Below are 19,882 nucleotides of genomic sequence, written 5' to 3' on the forward strand. Positions count from 1 at the left end.
TGTATCGAGTTAAACAGTTGCTAGGAGGACGGTTGAGCTTAAGAAATTACAATGCCCAGGTGGGTGAAACTTACGCGATGATAAAAGCGTTGAACAAGCTTACTGGGTTAGGTATGCCTGAAACTTGTCGTATTGACTAAAAAGCATGCAAAACGGGCGGCTCTGTCTCTAAACTGAATTACGCAACAAAGCCACTACAGAATAGTAATGCCAATATCCGAACAACTAGAAAGCGTTTAGAGCACTTGGAAGCGTTGCACAACGAAGCGCCATTACAGGGTAACGGCGAGGCAATGGGGACGGCTTGGGAGCTGTACGAAGAAGAGGGCCGCATTAAGTTTTCATTTGACGGTATTCCAGCCGAAGAGGTGCGCAAAAAATTAAAAAGTAACGGTTTTAAATGGTCACGATACTCTAAAGCGTGGGTGCGTAAACTGACGCCCAACGCGGTCTTTGTGACAAAAAGACTCATTACTTTATTCGATTAAAACCGAATGAGATGCCTCTTAGCCTGGAGGCCTTAGTTTCCTTGGTGATTTCCTTGAACGCTGTGGTCGCGCTAAAAGAAGTTGAGCCAAAGGCTCGACCGCAAGCGGTCGTCTAGCTGGCTCTCAGGAGGACTGTAGGCCCATTGACTCGATGCTTGATTGTATTGCAGTGTATTGATGTCAATTTGTGGTTGCGTGGCTGATAGGGCTTAATTGACGAGTTTTTTATGATGATAGTTTAAAGCGGATTTGAAGCACAGCGTCGTGATAAGGGCTTAACTTGGGCGTTACCCTTCGGGCAAGGCTTTTCGCTTGTATCTTTTATCTATGGCCTAAGAGTGACATCACCCTGGTGAGTCACTGCGTGCCGCCCCAGGATGTGCCTCTCTACAGCCCCTATCTAAAAGGATATCGCTGCAATCCTGAACGCACTCCTCTCACTGCGTTCGCTACGCCTCGTCGTACCTCCTCGTTGCTTTCCCTACCTTTGAATAAGTTCGAGTAAGGCTTGTTTTCTTATGCGCCGATTTCCTTTCACTCGCATCATTTACGGGCTCGCAGGCTGTTAACCGTCTCTCCCCACAACCTGATTTGCAAGGGTAAATGAACGCTGCGCGCCCTTGCAAAGCAGAACGATGGTGAGAGAGCGGACAGCCAAGCGGCTCCGAAAAGTGATACTCAAACAAAAGGAAAATCCTCATGGCGCAACAAAATTCAAACCTAACTCTCTCTAATTCAAATTCAGTGACCAGCGTTTCGCCGCTGGAGCACGAAAGCTCACCAAAAAATGATATCTCTAAGCGTCTGCAACCAGTAGAGCCAAGTCGTGATGTTGCCCTATCAGGATCAACCTCTGTGGAAAATATTGTCGTGATTGCCGCTCATGTAAAAGCAAGAGCCAGGCATTCCAGTGTTTGGCTAGAACTGACGGTTTTATTCCCAGAAACAGAACTCAATAAGCCGTACTGGGGGCAAGGCATCGCGAGAGGTCATGTGATTACTGAAACAAATAAGGTAGGGCTGAATAGTCGTGCTGTCGTCATGGGATGGGTGACAGATAGCCATCAATATATCGAAGTATAAAGACTTGATACCCCTTAGTTATAAAATGGAGACTTAAATAATGAAATATCTCTCACACTATATTCAAGACAAACAAACTCAGGCTTTTAATGATGCTGGGGCGTTCTTTGCTTTTTCTAATCAACAGTTCGATGAGGCAAAAAAAGAGGGCGTGAAATACGCATCACTAGGTATGGGGTTAATTTGCCCAGTTGATAATGCCAAGCAATTAATGACTCGTTTAGATTCCATCGCTCAAGAAGGGATCGCCGAAGATATCAAAGAGAACGGGAAAAAGGCGATCATTCGCCGTGAGTTATTTAATCACGAATGTTTCTACACAAATGATATTTGTGATTGTGTGGAAAAACTCGAAGGCTATGGCATTTCATACGATGAGATTTATGAAGTGTTTAATCACATTCGTAAAAAGGAAGACGTTTATTAAACGTGAAAATTAAAGCGCCTTGATATTTGTTCCATCAAATATCAAGGCATGTTCAAGTCAATTATGGTGAATATTCGAATGAACATTCTGAATGCTACACAAGATAGAGAAGAAACGAAAGCAAAATGTTACGTTTGTACGGCCGTGCCGTTTTCGTTGGGTAAAGTAGTCTATACGCAAGGTATTGAGCAGTTATTAGATAATAATGTCGGTGCTAACTTGTCGATTTATTTGCAGCGTCACCAAAGTGGAGATTGGGGAGAGACTTGCATTGAAGAGAAAATCACCAATGACGAAGCAACCAAAACAGGCGAGAGAGTGATATCGAATTATACGATTTGTGATCAATCGGTTTGGATAATAACTGAACGTGACCGCAGCGTGACCACAATTTTATTACCTTGTGAATATTGATATCTCAATGGGATGGCATAAAATGAGAGTCCTATTATTAGGGCTCTTTTTTATGATGAAACCATTACTTTATATTTCGTTGTTATCGCCGTGTTTCAGTTGGGCTTTTTGCTTTGATGAGGCAGGGCGATTTTATAATGTCGATCCACAGCTTTTAAAATCCATCGCCACGGTAGAAAGTAGCCTAAAGCCGAACGCGTACAATGAAAATAAAAACCAATCCGGTCAAGTCATCAGCCGTGATTTTGGATTGATGCAAATTAATTCCCATTGGTTTGATCGACTATCCGAATTTAATGTGAATGAAAAAAACATCTATCATCCTTGCTTTAATGTTCATCTTGGCGCATGGGTATTAAGTTCTAATTTTTCTAGTCATGGTTATAACTGGAACAGTGTCGGCGCGTATAATGCGGGTTTTTCCAAACGCACTGAGAACGCCAGAAAAATATACATCCAAAAAGTCCAATCGGTTTATTTTAAGATGAACGTTCAATAAAAGACCTTGCACCATAACGGTGCAAGGTCTTTCGCTTTTCTTCTCGCTTTCTTCCTTCAATTTCCAAATCCCCCGCATCCCTCGTTCGTCAGATTCATTCGCCACCTGGTCGGCTTTTGTCTTTCGCTGTCAGTTTTTCCCGTCGTTTTGATTAAGGAACTCAGATCATTCGTTCTGAGTTGTTGGTTAGTTGAGTTGGTGACCACACACCACGTCATAATCTGGCGATTATGGATGGTTGTCTGTAGTAAGTGTCTGATAGGTAAGCGATGTGTAGTTTGTGTCTTTCATTGGTATGGCATGCTTTCACGAAATTTCGTGATTCTATGTCCCTATATGAAGGTACTAAATGATGAAAAAAATCTTACTCACACAACGCTTTGTTGAGCGCATCCTTTCTAACCATCTGGTTCAAGAGTTTTACGATACAAAAGTCCCTGAGTTGTATTTAAGAGTTTATCCGTCAGGAGGTAAGCGATTTTATATTCGCTTTCAGCATGAAGGGTTAAGGGTTCACCGCAAGCTTGGTAAAGCAACCGACCTATCATTACGAGAGGTGCGAAAGCAAGTGGTGAATGAAGTTCACCAGACTCGTTATCTGGCAGATATAAAAGAGCTGCCACCAATAACGATTCGGGTCTTCGCTGAGGAATTTTTTAAGCGTTATCCTCGCCACTGGAAACCAAGAACGACGGTAAAGAATAAGAGCGCCTTTCGTTTACATATCGCGCCTATTTTAGGCGATAAACAGGTTCACTCCATAGAGCGAAGAGACATTGAAGGGTGGTTTGCTCAGTTAAATCACGTGAAAGGCTCAGCGAATCAAGCGTTAGTGTTGATGTCTGTCATGATGCAGCAGTGTGAAGCGTGGGGATATCGACATAGAAACACTAACCCTTGTCGTCACTTTAAGCGTTATAAAGCGGGAGAGGTCGAACGCTACCTCAGTCCGGAAGAGTTGCGTAGCCTATGGCATGTACTCGAAACGTTAGAAGCCGATAACCCAATTCTCGTGATGATTATACGATTATTGATATATACAGGGTGCCGTTCTTCGGAAGTGAGAACGTTGCAATGGAAAGATTACAGGGGAGGGCATTGGCATTTATCAGACAGTAAAACAGGTGCAAAAACGGTGTATCTTTGCTCACCGGTTAGGGCGTATCTAAAAGAGTGGCGAACAGAGAGTGATTATATTTTTCCTGCACGATGCCATACCAAACCGATATCTGAAGTGGCCTTGAGTTCGTTCTGGCGTAAAGTGCGCCGTTTAGCCGAGTTAGCCGGTGTGCGCCTACATGATTTACGCCACACGTACGCCAGTATTGCAATTCAATCCAACATTAATCTGACGGTGCTTAGTCGCTTACTGGGTCACGCGGATGTAGAAACGACGCTGAAATATGCCCACTTAAGCAGTCTGGATGCTTGTAAAGCGGCCTCTCATATATCAGCGACTTTGGCTAAGGGGATGCGCTCATGAGCTATATCAGACTCACTCAGAAAAAGATTAAGGATTTATTGCCCCAACCCAAAACTTATGTTGTTTGGGATACAAAGCAATATGGGTTTGGGGTGCGAGTAGGCAAAGACGCTTCCCGTTTTTATGTCATGAAGACAGGCGGTGGCAATAAGATTATAGCGCCTGTCGATAGCCTATCTCTTCGTCAGGCTCGTCAAAAAACGTTAAGCCTGATGCAGGGTAATGATAAGAGTAGGGCAATCGGGGCGATGCGTTTTGATGCATTGGTACAGGGTGAATGGTTACAAAAAGTGTGCTCAACATGGAAAACCAGCTCACAGGGAGGGGCAAGAGGGGCATTAAATAAACACTTATTACCAGAGTTTGGGCATTACCCCGTCACTCGTATTGATTCGTGTCATGTGCAGCGTTGGTTTGATGAGTTAAGCCAAGACTATGCTGGAGCGGCTAATCGCACTCTTGATGTGCTGCGTTCCATTTTTAAATATGCCGAGAGACAAGGGTATTGCTTGAAAAATCCTTGCGATGGTATCAAGCAGAACCGAAAAAAGAAGTTGAATCGCTTTTTAAGTCTGGATGAATTATCGCGACTTGAAGGGGCTTTACGAACGGTTAGTCAGCAGGGAGAAATTGAGGCGTGTTGCTGTCAGGTCATAAAGCTGGTGCTTTTGACGGGGTGTCGGATTTCAGAGGTGACGGGATTGCAATGGTCCTTTATCAAAGGAGATGAATGGCATTTGCCAGACAGTAAAACGGGGGCGAAAGTGGTTTATGTGGGTAAAGATGCTCGAAAACTCCTTTCGGAAATAGGGAAACAGTTTTTTGACTCTAATGGTAATGATGTTTTTTCACCTCTTCGCTGTTATGTGAGTCGGCCTACTAAGGTTGGGATGGTATGGCAAAGAGTACGGGTGTTAGCCGATATTGCAGATGTACGTATTCATGACTTACGTCATACTTTTGCCAGTTATGCGGTGCTGGAAGGTTATCCGCTCCCGATGGTCGCTAAGCTCCTTGGTCATAAACGTATCTCTTCAACACTTCGTTATATGCATGTCAGTGAGCACCATGTGACAGAGGCAGTAGATACTCTGGGGGCGGTAATAACGGGAATATTAGTCGAGCCTAAAGAAGTACAGCCCAGAAAACGAAAACGTACCACAAAGGCATTGAAGGCAGACAAACCTAACCCCGAACCAAAGGCAATAAAAGGGAAATTCAACATCTTGCCAGAATTAACGGATGAGCAGATAAGTGATATTAGAGCTGAGTTGGATTTTTTGAGTTGGTAGTTATTTTGAATCACTATAAAGCCACTTTTTGGGAGTGGCGCCTTAGTGCCACTACGCCTTAGTGCCACTACACGCCTTAGTGCCACTACTCTAAAACGTTTATGCCCCTTTGTTTTTTAGAGTAAAAGCTCGATCACATGCCGTTAATGCGAATTTTCCCTACTAAAAGTTATTTGAATGCAGAAAATCAAGAAGTAATGCATCACGTGGAAATCTGACTTATTATCTTTTTCACTAAGCTATTGAATTTATGTTGAACCCTTAAAAGAAAGACCACATCATATATCCATGAAGTACGGCTAATCACCGTATGAAAGCGTTCTGTGCCCCGAGTAAGTTAGGAGCTATTTCTCAAATGAGCATTCAGTTAAAGCTGATTCAACTTCGAAAGAAAATTAGAGTAAATAAGAAGAAAGTAATTGATGCAATCATTGCCGATCACTCAGCAGAAATGTGCATAATTTGTGGTTCTCAAGAGAAGTTGACTAGAGAGCATGTGATTCCTCAATGGGTCTATAACCGTTGTACGAAACGAACGTTCAAAACAACAACTAACGACATTTCTCAGACTTACAATAAAACGACGTTACCAGCGTGCAAAGATTGCAACTCGAATCTCCTCGGTTACTTAGAGAGGCATTTGAAGCATGAATTTGAAAAATTCGATGTTAGTAACCAAGAGTTCTCTCAAGAGACCTTAGAGTTAATCATTCTATGGTTAGAAACTTTAGAGTACAAATTTCAAGTGCTTGACCTTCGAAGAAACTTAAACAAGGTAAAAGGTGCGGACTACATTCCTTTTATTGGCAAAATGCCAATAGCAATGTTTCAAGGTTCTATGGAGACAAGTCCCTCAAAGGTTTTCTCTAACCTTCGTTCTGCATTACAAGTATTGAGTATGAAATCAAAGGTGGACAGGCTTAACTCTCTTTGTGTTATCCATACCACGAATAATGACTTCCATTTCTTCCACTCTACGAATAATTTTATCTTCATTGAACTAGCTGAATTTGGTGTCGCATTTTTCTACTTTTACAAACGAACGTTTGAGGACTATGACGTCGCTGCTGAGTCTGCAATGGCAATAGTCCAAGAAAACTATGCAGGGATAGGTACATAACAACATTTAAAAGTAACTCGGCTCGCGTGGCATTTTTGTTATGCGTCCGTTTGGGTGATTAAGGTGGTATGCAGTAGCATCGGTATTGCGTGCCTCATACCTTTATTGGGCATTAGCTTACTAGTTCATCTTGTTGACTATAATCGAGTTTTATATAGAATTATCGACCAGTGGATTTAGGCAGAGGTTTGGAGTTCAATTCTCCACTTCAGCACTCTGGACATAATAACCGGACTCACGTTTGTAATTATCACACTAAATTACATCAATAATTTGTTAGTTTCACATCCAGCAAATAAACGAGGAGGTTTTATGGAAAGATTCGTTCAAAACGTAAAGTATTTCGCTTCAGCAGTAGTAAATGGGGTGAGTGCGGTTTGTTCTGGTGTTGTCGCAACTGGTGTAACTTCAGGGTTGAACCTAGAGAGCGTAAGCTCTCTGGGCTTCTTCCTAAATCCACTTCCTACCACTGAATTAAACGCCTTCTGTTAATTCCGTAAGCATACAAATTGTTCAATATTGATTCGCAACACGTGGTATTTTTACTATGTGCCAGGCATGGTCTTTAAGGTGCTTTGCGGAGACGTCTGTATTGAGCTGCTCACATTACCTTAACAGAGCTGGTTTTCAATACGTGAGTTAATTGATCTGTAACTTCTAGATTTAGTAAGCTCTAAATTGTCACAGACGTTTCAGCGGGGCTCGTAACACGTCTTTGCCCCATTATCAGTTTCAGATGAACAACCATTTCCTCACTTAGCCAGCATTTTTCCTAAATCAAACGTTTTGATCAAATTCGCTTTTATGCACAATTGATGCATATTCCCCCTCATCTTTTAAATTTTAAATCACCCTTTAAATCAAAGTATTGTATGCAAATCAATGAGCATTTTGGTTTTCAAGGGTATAATCCAACACATTATTAAAGTCCCCTTACGAAGGAAATACCATGGCCGTTAATCAAGCCAAGATCTTTGAACAGCTTGAGCAACTCGTTGAAGCTCCAGATCCTAGTGAATTCATTTATGGATTCCTTACCGCATTCAATTTCCCTAAGGCCACGATTACTCAAATTCGCCAAAGCGGAAACCGTAATGTCGCTAAGGTTGAAGGTCATGTTGGACTGAAAAATAAACTGTATTACTTCCCAGTTAATGAAGGTCAGGATATCGATGTGGCTCTAGATGAAGCCATCGCTGATCCAATGATCGCTAAGAATAAAATTCGATATATCCTAACTACCGACTTTGAAAGATTTTTAGCGTGGGATACTGCCACTAGTGAACGCTTAGACATCGACTTCGAGGTTCTACACCGAAACTACTCCTTCTTCTTACCACTGGTTGGTCTTGAAAAAGCGATCTTGAATAGTGAAAAACCAGCGGATGTAAAAGCGGCGGTGAAAATGGGTAAGCTGTTCGACCTTATTCGCATTCACAATGACCTCAATACACCAGAAGATATCCATGCTTTAAACGTCTTTCTTACCCGTTTACTGTTTTGTTTGTTTGCTGAGGATACGGGGATATTTCCTAAAAAGGGTCAATTCACCTCTGCTGTGAAAGGTACGACATCTAAAGAAGGCAGTGACTTAGATGAGTTCCTGCATGACTTATTCTTGGTTCTAAACTCTCCTGCTAATAGTGAACTACGTGGTCGTCTACCAGAACATCTAACGGATTTCCCATATGTTAACGGAGGGCTTTTTGAAAGTGATGAGCCAATCCCTGAACTAGGGAAAAAAGGGCGTCGTATTCTTATTGAATGTGGAGATGAAGATTGGAGTGCAATTAACCCAGACATCTTCGGTAGTATGTTCCAAGCGGTTATTGATGTAGAACAGCGTGCTCGGTTAGGACAACATTACACCTCTTACAGCAATATCATGAAGGTGATTCAACCTCTGTTTCTTGACCCATTACGATCAGAGCTTGAAAAGCAGCATAACAGTGTGAACGGACTTAAGCGATTACTCGTTCGACTAGGGGAAATTAAAGTATTTGACCCTGCTTGTGGTTCGGGCAACTTCCTTATCATCGCTTACAAAGAGTTACGCCTTCTTGAAATTGAAGTTATTCAAGCTCTGATGAAAATTGATCAAGGCTTCTTTATCAGCAACATTCATTTGGATCAGTTTTACGGCATTGAGATCGATGATTTTGCTTGTGAGATAGCCCGCCTTTCTTTGTGGTTGGCGGAACATCAAATCAACAAGCAGTGGGAAGAGCACATTGGTCCAGCTAAACCAGCATTACCTCTCAGTGCGACAGGCAAAATTGTAAGCGGTAATAGTTTGCGCGTTAATTGGGAAGATGTTTGTCCAAGAGAGAAATTTGATGAAGTCTATATAATAGGCAACCCGCCATTCTTGGGGCATGCTGGCCGCTCTCAACAACAACGTCAAGATATGCAAGATGCTCTCACAACATTCAAGGCAGTAGGTAGTTTAGATTTTGTTACTTGCTGGTTTTGGAAAGGGGCGAAGTACATAAAAAATACAAATGCAGAACTTGCACTTGTGGCAACAAATTCAATTTGCCAAGGTGAACAAGTCGATCTGTTATGGCCGAAGATTTTTGATCAAGGTTTAAAGATCCATTTTGCTTATAAACCATTCACTTGGGCAAATAATGCTAAAGATAAAGCAGCGGTTCATGTTGTGATTGTTGGCTTATCTTCTACCGCTAAACACAGTAAAATTTATCAGCTGATGGGTGATGAATGGCACCATATGAAAGTTAATAACGTGAGCCCTTATCTTGTTGAAGGTAGCAATATTACTGTCGGTTCATTTAAAAAGTCTATTTCAGCTGAAGCGCCAAAGTTAATGTTTGGGAACATGCCAGCTGATGGAGGGAATCTACTTCTAGATACGGCTGAGAAAGAGGACTTAATCAACCGAGAACCAAGTGCTCAAAAATGGATAAAAAAAGTCTACGGCGCAAGTGAGTTTATCAATTCTAGAGAGCGGTGGTGCCTATGGTTGCAGAATTGTACAAGCCAAGAATTGAACGGAATGCCATTGGTTCTGCAAAGAGTGAAGTCTGTTCAGGCCTTTAGAGAAAATAGCTCTAGAGCAGGCACTAAAAAAGGTGCAGAAACCCCACACCTATTTAATGAGATCCGTCACCCTAAGAAGGGTAGTTATATATTGATTCCAAGGCACTCTTCAGAGAGAAGAACTTATGTGCCAATTGGTTTCTTAGACAATGCCATCATATCAACGGATGCAAATATGATGATTCCCGGTGCGGCCTTATTTGAGTTCGGTATTTTAACGTCATTACTACATAATGATTGGATGAGGTTAGTTGGGGGGAGAATCAAAAGTGATTATAGGTACTCGGCTTCTTTGGTTTACAATTCTTTTCCTTGGCCAGAGGTTACGGTGAAACAACGCGAAACAATAGTTCACTTGGCCGAAAATGTACTATTTGTACGTGAGGACTTCCCTGGAAAGACTCTTGCTGAACTTTATAATCCAGACACTATGCCATCTGAACTATTACAAGCCCATCAGGATTTAGATCTTGCCGTAGATAAGCTTTATAGAGCAAAACCATTTAAAGACACTTCGGAGCGCTTAAGCTTTCTCTTAGCACGTTATGAAGAGATGACTACAAACTAATCAAACTCAGTTGGTAAAGGTTTTAATAATGAAAAATAACATCTTACAGGTTAGCTATAACCAAACGGGTCAAAGTGCCTCTCACAATGATATGGGTATGCGAGAGATGCAGGCTCGTGCATTTGCTGAGCGTGCTAATCAATACTTGCTGATCAAAGCTCCGCCAGCGTCAGGTAAGTCAAGGGCACTAATGTTCTTGGGGTTGGATAAGCTAATTAATCAAGGCATCCGTAAAGTGATTGTTGCTGTACCTGAAATGTCTATAGGCGGCTCTTTCAAAGACACTGACCTAATGAAGTTCGGCTTCTTCGCTAACTGGACCGTTAAGCCTGAAAACAACTTATGTATCAGTGGTAGTGAAAGCGGCAAAGCGAATGCTTTCAAGCGCTTCATGGAAAGTGACGACCAAACATTAGTTTGTACTCATTCAACGCTTAGGAGTGTCTTCGGTAAGCTATCTGCCAGTGATTTTGATAACTGCCTTGTTGCTATCGATGAGTTTCACCACGTTTCAGCTGATGAAAATAGCCGTTTGGGAGGATTAATCGATGATTTAATGAAGCAATCATCAGCACATGTTCTTGCTATGACAGGCTCGTACTTTAGAGGTGACACGGTTCCTATCTTGCTTCCTGAAGATGAAGCATTGTTTACCAAGGTAACATACACCTATTACGAACAGCTTAATGGCTACAAGCACTTAAAGACCTTAGGTATTGGGTATCATTTTTATCAAGGCACCTATATCAATGCTTTGCCATCGGTATTAGACCCAACTAAGAAGACCATTGTTCATATCCCCAATGTGAACTCTGGTGAATCTACCAAAGATAAATACACAGAGGTTGACTCAATTCTTGAGGTGCTTGGTGATGTCATCATGCAAAATCCTGATACTGGTATTTATCAAGTGAGATGTAAACATTCTGGCAGAACACTACTGGTTGCCAACTTAGTTGATGATAGTGATATGCGCCCTAAAGTTCAGGCTTGCCTGCGTGATATTGAATCCGCTGAACAGATGGACGTCATTATCGCGTTAGGTATGGCAAAAGAAGGTTTTGATTGGCCTTATTGTGAACATGTACTGACTATCGGTTATCGTAGTTCAATGACGGAAATTGTTCAGATCATCGGTCGAGCGACTCGTGACAGCGAGGGGAAAAGTCATGCTCAGTTTACAAACCTTATTGCACAACCTGATGCACAGGATGATGACGTTAAGGTATCTGTAAACAATATGCTTAAAGCTATCACGACATCGCTTTTAATGGAGCAAATATTAGCTCCAAGCATTCAGTTCAAACCTCGCTCTCAATGGGACGGAAAAGATCTGCCTGCTAACACTGTCATTGTTGATGACACTACGACACCTGTTTCACAAAAGGTGCTAGATATTCTTAATGGCGATAAAGGCGAGATCTTATCGGCTCTTGTTGCTAAAGAGTCGGTGATTAAGGGAGCAATTGCGGAAACGACGCCTGCTGAAGTTATCAATGAGATTGAACTTCCATCAGTCATTCAAACCTTGTACCCAGATCTTGAAGAGCATGAGATAGAGCAAGTTAGAACGGGGGTTTTACAAAGTCTTTATATCGGACAGCAAGGTGGTTTAATCGACGGTAAAGATCTTCCAGACAATGCTGTAATTGAAGAGGGTGGTAGCTCATATATCAAAGGGAATGAACCCTCAGGTAGTAGTGAGTCAGGGCCGAATAATCAGTTCATAAAGATGGGTGATAAATTCATCAACATTGAAGACTTGAACATTGACCTGATTGATTCTGTGAACCCTTTTCATGGAGCCTATGAGATCTTATCTAAGTCAGTGGATGCTGATGTTCTTAAGACTATCCAACAAACTGTTCGAGCGAGCCAAGCGAATGTCTCTGAGGAAGAAGCGGTTATGCTTTGGCCTCGAATCAAGGCATTCAGAGTCGAACACCAACGTGAGCCTTCATTGAATTCTTCCGACCCTATAGAGCAGCGCTATGCTGAAGTCCTTGCCTACATTCGAAAAATGAAGCAACAACGAATGGCAAAGCAGGAGTAATTGAATGATCCGATTACGTGCTTCTAAAGCGGTCGAAAAGATCGATTTGGATGATATCTTTTCAGAAGAGGATGACTTGGGACTGCTTGATGTTGCCCCTCTGAAGGTTAAAGCTCCAGCTGGAAATATATTAGCGAGCCAGTTTGAAGAAATTTCCGACTTCTACGAACAGAACAGTCGTCTACCAAGTAGTGATGCTCAAACATTTGATGAGAAACGTCTAGCTCGTCGTCTAAAGGCATTTAAAGCTAATTCCGAACAATGTGAAGCATTATCTGAATATGATTCTTATAGCTTGTTAAAGAGCGATTTAGTGACGCAAACTAATGTGCCTAATGATGCTATCAATGTATATCCTGAGTCTACCGAGCCTGAACTAGATAAAGCCGAATTGGTCACATCGCTTGATGATATCTTCGATGATGATGACGACTTATTAGAGTTTGATGCTCCAGAACTTTTCACAATGCGTCATGTGCCAGTGGAAAGAAAAGAGCAACCGGATGAGATTGCAAAACGTCAGCCTTGTGCAGACTTCCATCGCTACTCTCCAATATTCGACCTTGTCCAACAAGAGTTGAAATCTGGTTTTGCATCGTTAGAACGATTCCGTCATGAGTTAAAAATTAATGTTGGGGACACATTTATCCTCAATGGTGTGATGGGTTACGTACATTCAGCAGGAGAACGTTTAGAGGGCTACAGCTCTTATAATGCTCGACTGCACCTGATTTTTGCTAATGGAACTGAAATGAACATGTTATTTCAGTCTCTGACTCATGGCTTAGTTCGTGATGAGCAAGGCTCTAAGGTTACAAGAGAAGGTGTACCTCTTGCTCCTGACGATACCCCAGTTCCAACTGGACTTGTCTATGTGTTAGCAACAAAGAGCACAGATGCAGCTTTAGCGGAATACAAATCAAATCTATACAAGGTTGGCTTTACTGACGGTACGGTGGAAGAGCGTATCAAGTATGCAGAAAAAGATAGGACGTTCTTAGAAGCACCTGTTCGTGTAGTTATGACAACGGAGTGCTACAACATCGATGCGCACAAGCTAGAGACGCTAATTCACGGCTTTTTAGGGCATAGAAGATTGAACATAACTCTCAAAGGTCATACAGGACAGATATACAACCCGAAAGAGTGGTTTCATGTTCCGCTGAATACCGTGTTAGAGGTGATTAAATACATTCTTGATGGAACGATCTCTCTGTATCGAATGGATAATACGACAGGTAGGGTTGTTAAAAAGTAATCAAGGCCACTATCGAAGACCTTGAAAATCACTAAACAAAAATGGACTAGTGTTTGAATAAATATTCATGATTATGTGAATGATAAAACCCTAATAAATCAGCCTAATTTAGATTTTGGGCTGATTACTCTAACTGATAATTGTCCAAAATCGTCACAACCTGAATTTTAACGCACAGTATTTTCTAGCTCGAAAATGCCCCATTGTGAGTTTCGTCGATTGGGCGAGCAGTCAAATTGAGCACTCTTTTGACTTACTTTCTTTCATGCGTTTTCGAACCCACATATATGCTCGATATAACATTTATGGTTATGTAGTCATACAGCATATCACTCAATTAAAGGAATGGAGTGTGACAAGTGACCAAACGAGTACCTTCGATTAGTGTTTATTCAACTCTTTTTCTAGAAACATCTCTACGTTACATGCGCTTATATTAGACAAAGTGAAACCGCTTACCTGGGGACACGAAAGCGCATGGTTTTTCTATTGAATGCTGATGTAATGGTTCACATTTATTTAGTAAATCACGTGATTAGAATAGGGCTTTAGGTTAATCTGTTATCAGATATGAGCGTGTTTGCATTAACAAACTTATCAGTACTACAAGGAAGTCTATGAGCATCCTGAAAAATGCGATTGATTCTATAGCTATTGGCTTAGAAGACTTTGAATCTACAGACGAACGAAGAATAGTATCCTCGACTAGAAATATATTTGCTGGAATATTGCTCCTATTTAAGCACAGGCTCTGCGAGCTTAGTCCTGAGGATTCCGACGAAGCCTTAATAAAACAAAGAGTACTACCCGCATTTGATGCCACTGGAGCCGTAAACTGGATTGGGAAAGGCAAAAAAACTGTCGATGTTCAAAATATTAAGGATCGCTTTGAATCTCTCGGGATAACTGTAGAGTGGAAAAGATTAGAAAGAATTAATAAATACCGTAATGATATTGAACATTATTACAGCACGATGAATAATGAGTCGGTTCAACAGCTAATTTCTGATTCTTTTATAATTATTCGTAACTTTATAGTTGATGAACTCGAAGAAGATCCGAGAGAATTGCTAGGCGAAGAGTATTGGAAAATATTAGTCGATGTAAACGAAGTTTACGAAAAAGAAAAACAGGAATGTGACGCTTCATTAGAAAAATTAGACTATTTTAGTAATGAAATTTTGTATGCATTACAAGCATATAACTGTACCGAATGCGGTTCTGGGTTACTAGAATCAACATCCGATACAGGCCAAGCTTTGGAAACTTCATTTAAATGTCGCTCATGCGATAGCGAGTTTCACTATGAAAACATAGTAAATGAAGCAATTAATGATTATTTTGTTGATGACGTATACCTATCTCATAAAGACGGTGGCGATAGTCCAGTTATAGATTGCCCCTCCTGTTTTGATGGGAGTTATCTTTTTCATGAAGGTGTATGCGTTGCATGTGGTAATTCAGCAACGCATGAATGCTCAAGATGTGGTGCTAGCATTCCCCCTGAAGAAATTTCAGACGATGATGTATGTGGCTACTGTGCACACATGTGGGCAAAAATAATGGCGGAGTAAAGTACTGCTAACGAACGTTTAAGGTTTCAAGATATTTTTCTAATTTGAACGAAGTACTTTAGAGCAACATACGTAAAACGTTTATGTCCAGAGCCTTTACGGTCGGCACTTTCCACCTTGAAAGTGCCCCCATCTCCCGAGGGACATTGTTAAGCTAAAACTCTTTTTCTTGTTGTGTTAGTAGGGTTATTTAATTAATCGAACTGACAGTCACAGGGAGGATTGAGTATTGCTTTTACTCATTAATTATTTGGTGGTTTACGCAAAAACCCACCCAATTTCATGAAGAATCTTAAGGCAAATTAGTTGTTATTCAAGTAAACAAAACTGTCTGGTTATCCCTGAACATTATTTGAGTGAAGTTAGAGACTATGAGCAATCAACCAACCCCTGAAATATTCACGTCTATATCCAGTGATAATGGCAACGCTGCGGAAAAACTCTTACCAGAGATAAAAAAGCGAACTTATCGGGATGGTTTTTTTATTTCTCCGTATTTTACCGATTCACAATACGTCGAAGAATTCTTTAATAAAGGCAGAAACAAAAGTCTTAAGCTCCTCATATCATTGAATCCTTCTACACACCCAGCCTCGTTAAGGCGGTTGTTTAAGTTTAGAGAAGAGCACGAGCACGACATTCAGATTAGGTATATTGACCCACAGCTTCATTCAAAGCTCTACGTGCTTGCTTCTGAGAGAGCTGGAGGCTTATTTGATGACATGGAGCGAGAGTGCTGGGCGATGGTAGGTTCGTCCAATATGACTCAAAACGGTTTTTATAGAAACATAGAAACAAATGTAATTCTGCGTGGTTGCCAGGCTGAAGACGCTTATGAGCAAGCTGGCGCTATTTTTAATGCGGGTAAGGAGCTCACTGAATCTATCCTACGTAAGTTTGAAGAGGAATGGTCGCAGCCAGCACAGGTTAGTTATTCGTTTACTGATAACGAGGAGTTGCCGCTAGAATACGAGTTGGTGCACCGAGCTTGCGAGTTCATTAAAAGAACATGTTCTGATGTTCTAGAAGACCACTTTTCCAACTATTCAACCCACTTTGTCGTAGACCATTTTTACCATTTCATTGTCGATACCGGACAGAGTATTTCTCCTAGCCTGAGCGCTCAAAAGCGGGAAATTGAGCTCAAATCCCTATTCAGAAATTATGCGAAGTGGTGTGGTGAAACGGCTGAAACAACGGGTTTTAGTTATCTCGACAGGGTAAAAAAGAATGCTGAAACTACACTGCGTCTCTTTAATAAATCCACGGTGACAACTGAAGACTTGCTCCTGGCATTAAGTACATTTCATTCGTTCAAAACTCATGATGTTAACAGGCAAAGGCTTAAGGAAAAGGGGACTGCGCGACTTATCAAGGCGTTTATTGACAATTTGATTGACCAGAGAGTTAGCTATAGGGAGAGATTTGCGAACGCTCAGAGAACGAAAGCTCAAAGTGGTCAGGGCCTAGCAGGTATTGGGGAGTCCGTCATTCAAGAGGTTAATGGCTGGGTTTATCCAGATAAATATTACGTTTGGAACAAGAAAACAGATAAGGCAATAGCCTTGCTAAACCTAAGAGATGTTGAGTGCAGTGGATAAGTCAAATTGGCCACTACTTTAGAGGCTTTGCTATACCCCAAGTAATCCGTAAAACGCTAATTTAGTAACCTATATAACTCAGTTTTGTCCAACAACGAGCTAGCTTAGATCTGTCGGGTGGACGACACTTGTTACCAAGTGCCGTCTCCCTAAGAACCCAGCGTGCAACTTTCACTGCACTAGGCTCAAGCCTCCACAAAGGCATCAAATGATACTCAGCAACTTATAAAGCAGTCGGAGCAGGTTCGTTCCAATAGTTACGAGCTAGCCTTTTGGACTTCCTTTTAGCCAAGTATTCTTGGTATTGAGGGTAAAATGGTGTCACTGCACTTCGGATTTTCACATGCCTTTCTATTGGCACTTTGGCTATTTGGAAGAGATTGAACTGGCAATCCATATCCATGATCTTCTGCCAACCGTGAAACTGCCACTGGCCTTTTCGGTTGATGAAGTATTTTAGGGCGATCCAAGTTTTAGACTTTGTTGGATGACGCCTTTTAGCCCAGTACCATCGTATGGAATAGCTTGTTACCTACATATCCGACTACCTGAAACTTGTCGTCGAAATACACGGAACGGGACGACTCTGTCTCTAAACTGAATTACGCAACAAAGCCCCTAAAAGTCATAAATTATCTTAAATGATTGTCATCCCACCGTTTATTACCCGATCTTCAGTAATCCTATTTTTAATATTAATATATAAAACCATGAATAAAATTATATCCATATATCTTTTTATCATCTTCCTGACAGGTTGTAATTCAGAACTATCAGAAGAGGTTGTAAAACCAACCTTAACGTTAGAACGAATCGATATTAGCGTATCCTCAGCAGGAACTCGGGGGACAAGTAAATTAACGCTGGCGAAAGGTAACAAACAAACTTTCATTGCAATAGGTCATTATTCTGATCACTCTTCAAAGGTGCTAACTGATTTAAGTATTTGGCGATCCAGTAACGAGAATGTTGGATATTTTGTAGAGTCGGAAAAATTAATAGGCAAAGCATTAGGAGTCCTAAAGATAACGGCCACTAAAGACAACGTCACCAGTAACACAGTGAGCGTGGAGGTCAGCGCTGCGGTCATCACCGCGATTGCGGTCACACCGCCTTCGGTTTCTTTGGCAAAAGGTCAACTGACACCACTAATGGCAACCGCAACCTACAGTGATACCACTTCCTCCGATGTGAGTGATTCCGTCACTTGGACGTCGGATGATCTGAGTACCGCGACAGTAACGCCGACTGGCTTCCTGTCTGGCGTCAACGTCGGCCAAACAACGATAACCGCCACTAAAGATGGCGTCACCAGCAACACAGTGAGCGTGGAGGTCAGCGCGGCGGTCATCACCGCGATTGCGGTCACACCGCCATCGAGTACCTTGGCAAAAGGTCAAATGAGGCCCCTAACCGCAACCGCAACCTACAGTGATACCACTTCCTCCGATGTGAGCGATTCCGTCACTTGGACGTCGGATGATCTGAGTACCGCGACAGTAACGCCGACTGGCTTCCTGTCTGGCGTCAACGTCGGCCAAACAACGATAACCGCTACTAAAGACAGCGTCACCAGTAACACAGTGAGCGTGGATGTATATACATGTACGCTCACTGGTGCTTCATGTATTGATATATTCGATACTGGGAGTGGGAAGTTGTTTACCAATTCACCATCAAAAATCGCTCTTCATAGCCTCGGAGGAAGTGTCAATAATGGTTTTACGCAAGAAATTGGAACTTCTGGGCCTGCTGGAGATTTCTTTTGGTTCACCTGGGAGAATGCATCTAGATTATGTGCCACATATAGTAACCAGGGTTTAGCAGGACGCACCAACTGGCGTTTGGCAACAAAAAATGAGTTAAAGTTAGAGCTCTTCAAGACATACGGCAATATGTTCAACGCGCGCGGCTGGCCAGTCAGGAGCAGTTACTGGTCAAGTACAAGTCGTGGACCTGGTTTTATAAATGTAAGCCTCAAGAATGGCAACGAAGGGGCTAGTATGGGAGAAGGGGAGTTGTACGCGTCCTGCGTCTCAGTTCCTTAACGTTTAACGTATGAATTCTTGAGCTTCAAACCTATAACCACCTACTTCGGCAGGTGGTTATCTTTTTCGTAGGTGTACACACACCCAATAGTATAACTAGCTAATAGCAATAGGTTATTTTAAATGGGAATGCTGGAGATAATTTTCAAATTCCTATTCTTCCACTACCCTTAAAGATTAAACTGCTGTTTTTAAACCGGTTTTTCTTATCTAAAACCTCGAAAATCATCTTGCGCAGATGTACTTATTGAGACTTCCAAATAGCGTATACTATACACGCATCGCTACCCCAATTTCACTGCATAGCAGTGGCTATCCCAAAGAGTTTAAATTCTCTCTCCTAACTCGTGAACGTAAAGTCGCTTACCTGAGAAATATCGAACAGGTTCAATTACTTCATGCTCTTTTCGACAGAGCCAAAGTCACGGCATTAAGTTTTTCTGAGTTCAAAGCTGAGCTTGCTCATAGTATTAATCAGTTACGTCAAAATTCACAAAGTATGAACAATGGGTATCATTGTGCGGTTCTTGCTTCAAATGGACATGCTGATTTTTTTTCTATAAATCGCTCTGAAGAGCTAACTCGCCCGTTTAACATAGTAGGAATAATGAACACCAAAGATCTAAAGTAGACTAGTTAAGTTTTTGTTGTTAACAGTTGTTTTATTTAATGTCGTTAAAGCTAGGGATGGTTATCTTTGGCGCTTGCTCTCTCCCTTTTTTGTTGTATTTTGATGTGAGTGTCATTTAAAAGCTAGTAATGGAGGAGAGTTATGCTTTCTCGACCTCTTTACTTGCTTTACACACATATGTCGAATTGTAGTAACAGGACTACTTTGTCTAACGCGTTAGACTTTTTGGTCTCAGATCAAGTTATGAAGTCACACGATCACACTAAATCGCATTTGATAATTA

Annotated in this window: 15 protein-coding genes and 2 pseudogenes; 16 read left to right on the plus strand and 1 reads right to left on the minus strand. The window is 41.7% G+C overall.

The features are described from left to right. The 15 genes and pseudogenes from AB6E08_RS15375 to AB6E08_RS15445 form a co-directional block, all read left to right on the plus strand. Positions 1 to 140, plus strand: a pseudogene (locus AB6E08_RS15375) (IS5/IS1182 family transposase); the annotation flags it as partial. Positions 141 to 245: 105 nt separating this feature from the next. Further along, positions 246 to 488: a hypothetical protein gene (locus tag AB6E08_RS15380; protein ID WP_371705195.1), complete on the plus strand. Its 243-nt coding sequence runs from the start codon at positions 246 to 248 to the stop codon at positions 486 to 488. A 699-nt stretch (positions 489 to 1,187) separates the two neighbouring features. Further along, the gene (locus tag AB6E08_RS15385; RefSeq protein WP_076648261.1) at positions 1,188 to 1,571 is read left to right on the plus strand and encodes a hypothetical protein; all 384 of its coding nucleotides are present in this window, start codon (positions 1,188 to 1,190) and stop codon (positions 1,569 to 1,571) included. A 40-nt stretch (positions 1,572 to 1,611) separates the two neighbouring features. After that, positions 1,612 to 1,998 carry a hypothetical protein gene (locus AB6E08_RS15390; protein ID WP_102308722.1) on the plus strand — a complete coding sequence of 129 codons (387 nt, stop codon included), beginning with the start codon at positions 1,612 to 1,614 and terminating at the stop codon, positions 1,996 to 1,998. 78 nt (positions 1,999 to 2,076) lie between these two features. Then, on the plus strand, positions 2,077 to 2,412 hold the full coding sequence (locus AB6E08_RS15395; protein ID WP_372065680.1) for a type I restriction endonuclease subunit M: 336 nt from the start codon (positions 2,077 to 2,079) through the stop codon (positions 2,410 to 2,412). A 52-nt stretch (positions 2,413 to 2,464) separates the two neighbouring features. Continuing rightward, positions 2,465 to 2,911, plus strand: a complete 447-nt coding sequence (locus AB6E08_RS15400; protein WP_372065677.1) for a lytic transglycosylase domain-containing protein — start codon at positions 2,465 to 2,467, stop codon at positions 2,909 to 2,911. Positions 2,912 to 3,260: 349 nt separating this feature from the next. Beyond that, positions 3,261 to 4,394 (plus strand): site-specific integrase, encoded by a 1,134-nt coding sequence (locus tag AB6E08_RS15405; protein WP_235447580.1) that lies wholly within the window; start codon positions 3,261 to 3,263, stop codon positions 4,392 to 4,394. Beyond that, complete coding sequence (locus AB6E08_RS15410; RefSeq protein ID WP_017103897.1) at positions 4,391 to 5,686, plus strand: site-specific integrase; 1,296 nt, start codon at positions 4,391 to 4,393, stop codon at positions 5,684 to 5,686. Before AB6E08_RS15405 ends, AB6E08_RS15410 begins: the two co-directional genes overlap by 4 nt. Before the next feature lie 355 nt (positions 5,687 to 6,041). Continuing rightward, positions 6,042 to 6,806: a hypothetical protein gene (locus AB6E08_RS15415; RefSeq protein WP_017102646.1), complete on the plus strand. Its 765-nt coding sequence runs from the start codon at positions 6,042 to 6,044 to the stop codon at positions 6,804 to 6,806. Between the two features lie 312 nt (positions 6,807 to 7,118). Beyond that, positions 7,119 to 7,298, plus strand: coding sequence for a hypothetical protein (locus AB6E08_RS15420; RefSeq protein WP_017093966.1), 180 nt, complete (start codon positions 7,119 to 7,121; stop codon positions 7,296 to 7,298). 457 nt (positions 7,299 to 7,755) lie between these two features. Beyond that, positions 7,756 to 10,434: a class I SAM-dependent DNA methyltransferase gene (locus AB6E08_RS15425; protein ID WP_371715275.1), complete on the plus strand. Its 2,679-nt coding sequence runs from the start codon at positions 7,756 to 7,758 to the stop codon at positions 10,432 to 10,434. Between the two features lie 28 nt (positions 10,435 to 10,462). Continuing rightward, positions 10,463 to 12,487 carry a DEAD/DEAH box helicase gene (locus tag AB6E08_RS15430; RefSeq protein WP_372065671.1) on the plus strand — a complete coding sequence of 675 codons (2,025 nt, stop codon included), beginning with the start codon at positions 10,463 to 10,465 and terminating at the stop codon, positions 12,485 to 12,487. A gap of 4 nt (positions 12,488 to 12,491) precedes the next feature. Beyond that, positions 12,492 to 13,745, plus strand: a complete 1,254-nt coding sequence (locus AB6E08_RS15435; RefSeq protein ID WP_371715277.1) for a GIY-YIG nuclease family protein — start codon at positions 12,492 to 12,494, stop codon at positions 13,743 to 13,745. Positions 13,746 to 14,362: 617 nt separating this feature from the next. After that, complete coding sequence (locus tag AB6E08_RS15440; protein WP_135380682.1) at positions 14,363 to 15,319, plus strand: hypothetical protein; 957 nt, start codon at positions 14,363 to 14,365, stop codon at positions 15,317 to 15,319. Positions 15,320 to 15,690: 371 nt separating this feature from the next. After that, positions 15,691 to 16,920, plus strand: a complete 1,230-nt coding sequence (locus tag AB6E08_RS15445; protein WP_135380684.1) for a phospholipase D-like domain-containing protein — start codon at positions 15,691 to 15,693, stop codon at positions 16,918 to 16,920. 223 nt (positions 16,921 to 17,143) lie between these two features. Here the strand turns inward: AB6E08_RS15445 and AB6E08_RS15450 are convergent. Further along, positions 17,144 to 17,471, minus strand: a pseudogene (locus AB6E08_RS15450) (group II intron reverse transcriptase/maturase); the annotation flags it as partial. A 159-nt stretch (positions 17,472 to 17,630) separates the two neighbouring features. Between AB6E08_RS15450 and AB6E08_RS15455 the strand changes: the two are divergent. Next, positions 17,631 to 18,968, plus strand: coding sequence for an Ig-like domain-containing protein (locus AB6E08_RS15455; RefSeq protein ID WP_372160060.1), 1,338 nt, complete (start codon positions 17,631 to 17,633; stop codon positions 18,966 to 18,968). Positions 18,969 to 19,882: the final 914 nt, after the last annotated feature.

Source organism: Vibrio sp. 10N.247.310.24 (genome assembly GCF_041467175.1).
Classification (GTDB): Bacteria; Pseudomonadota; Gammaproteobacteria; order Enterobacterales; family Vibrionaceae; genus Vibrio; species Vibrio tasmaniensis_A.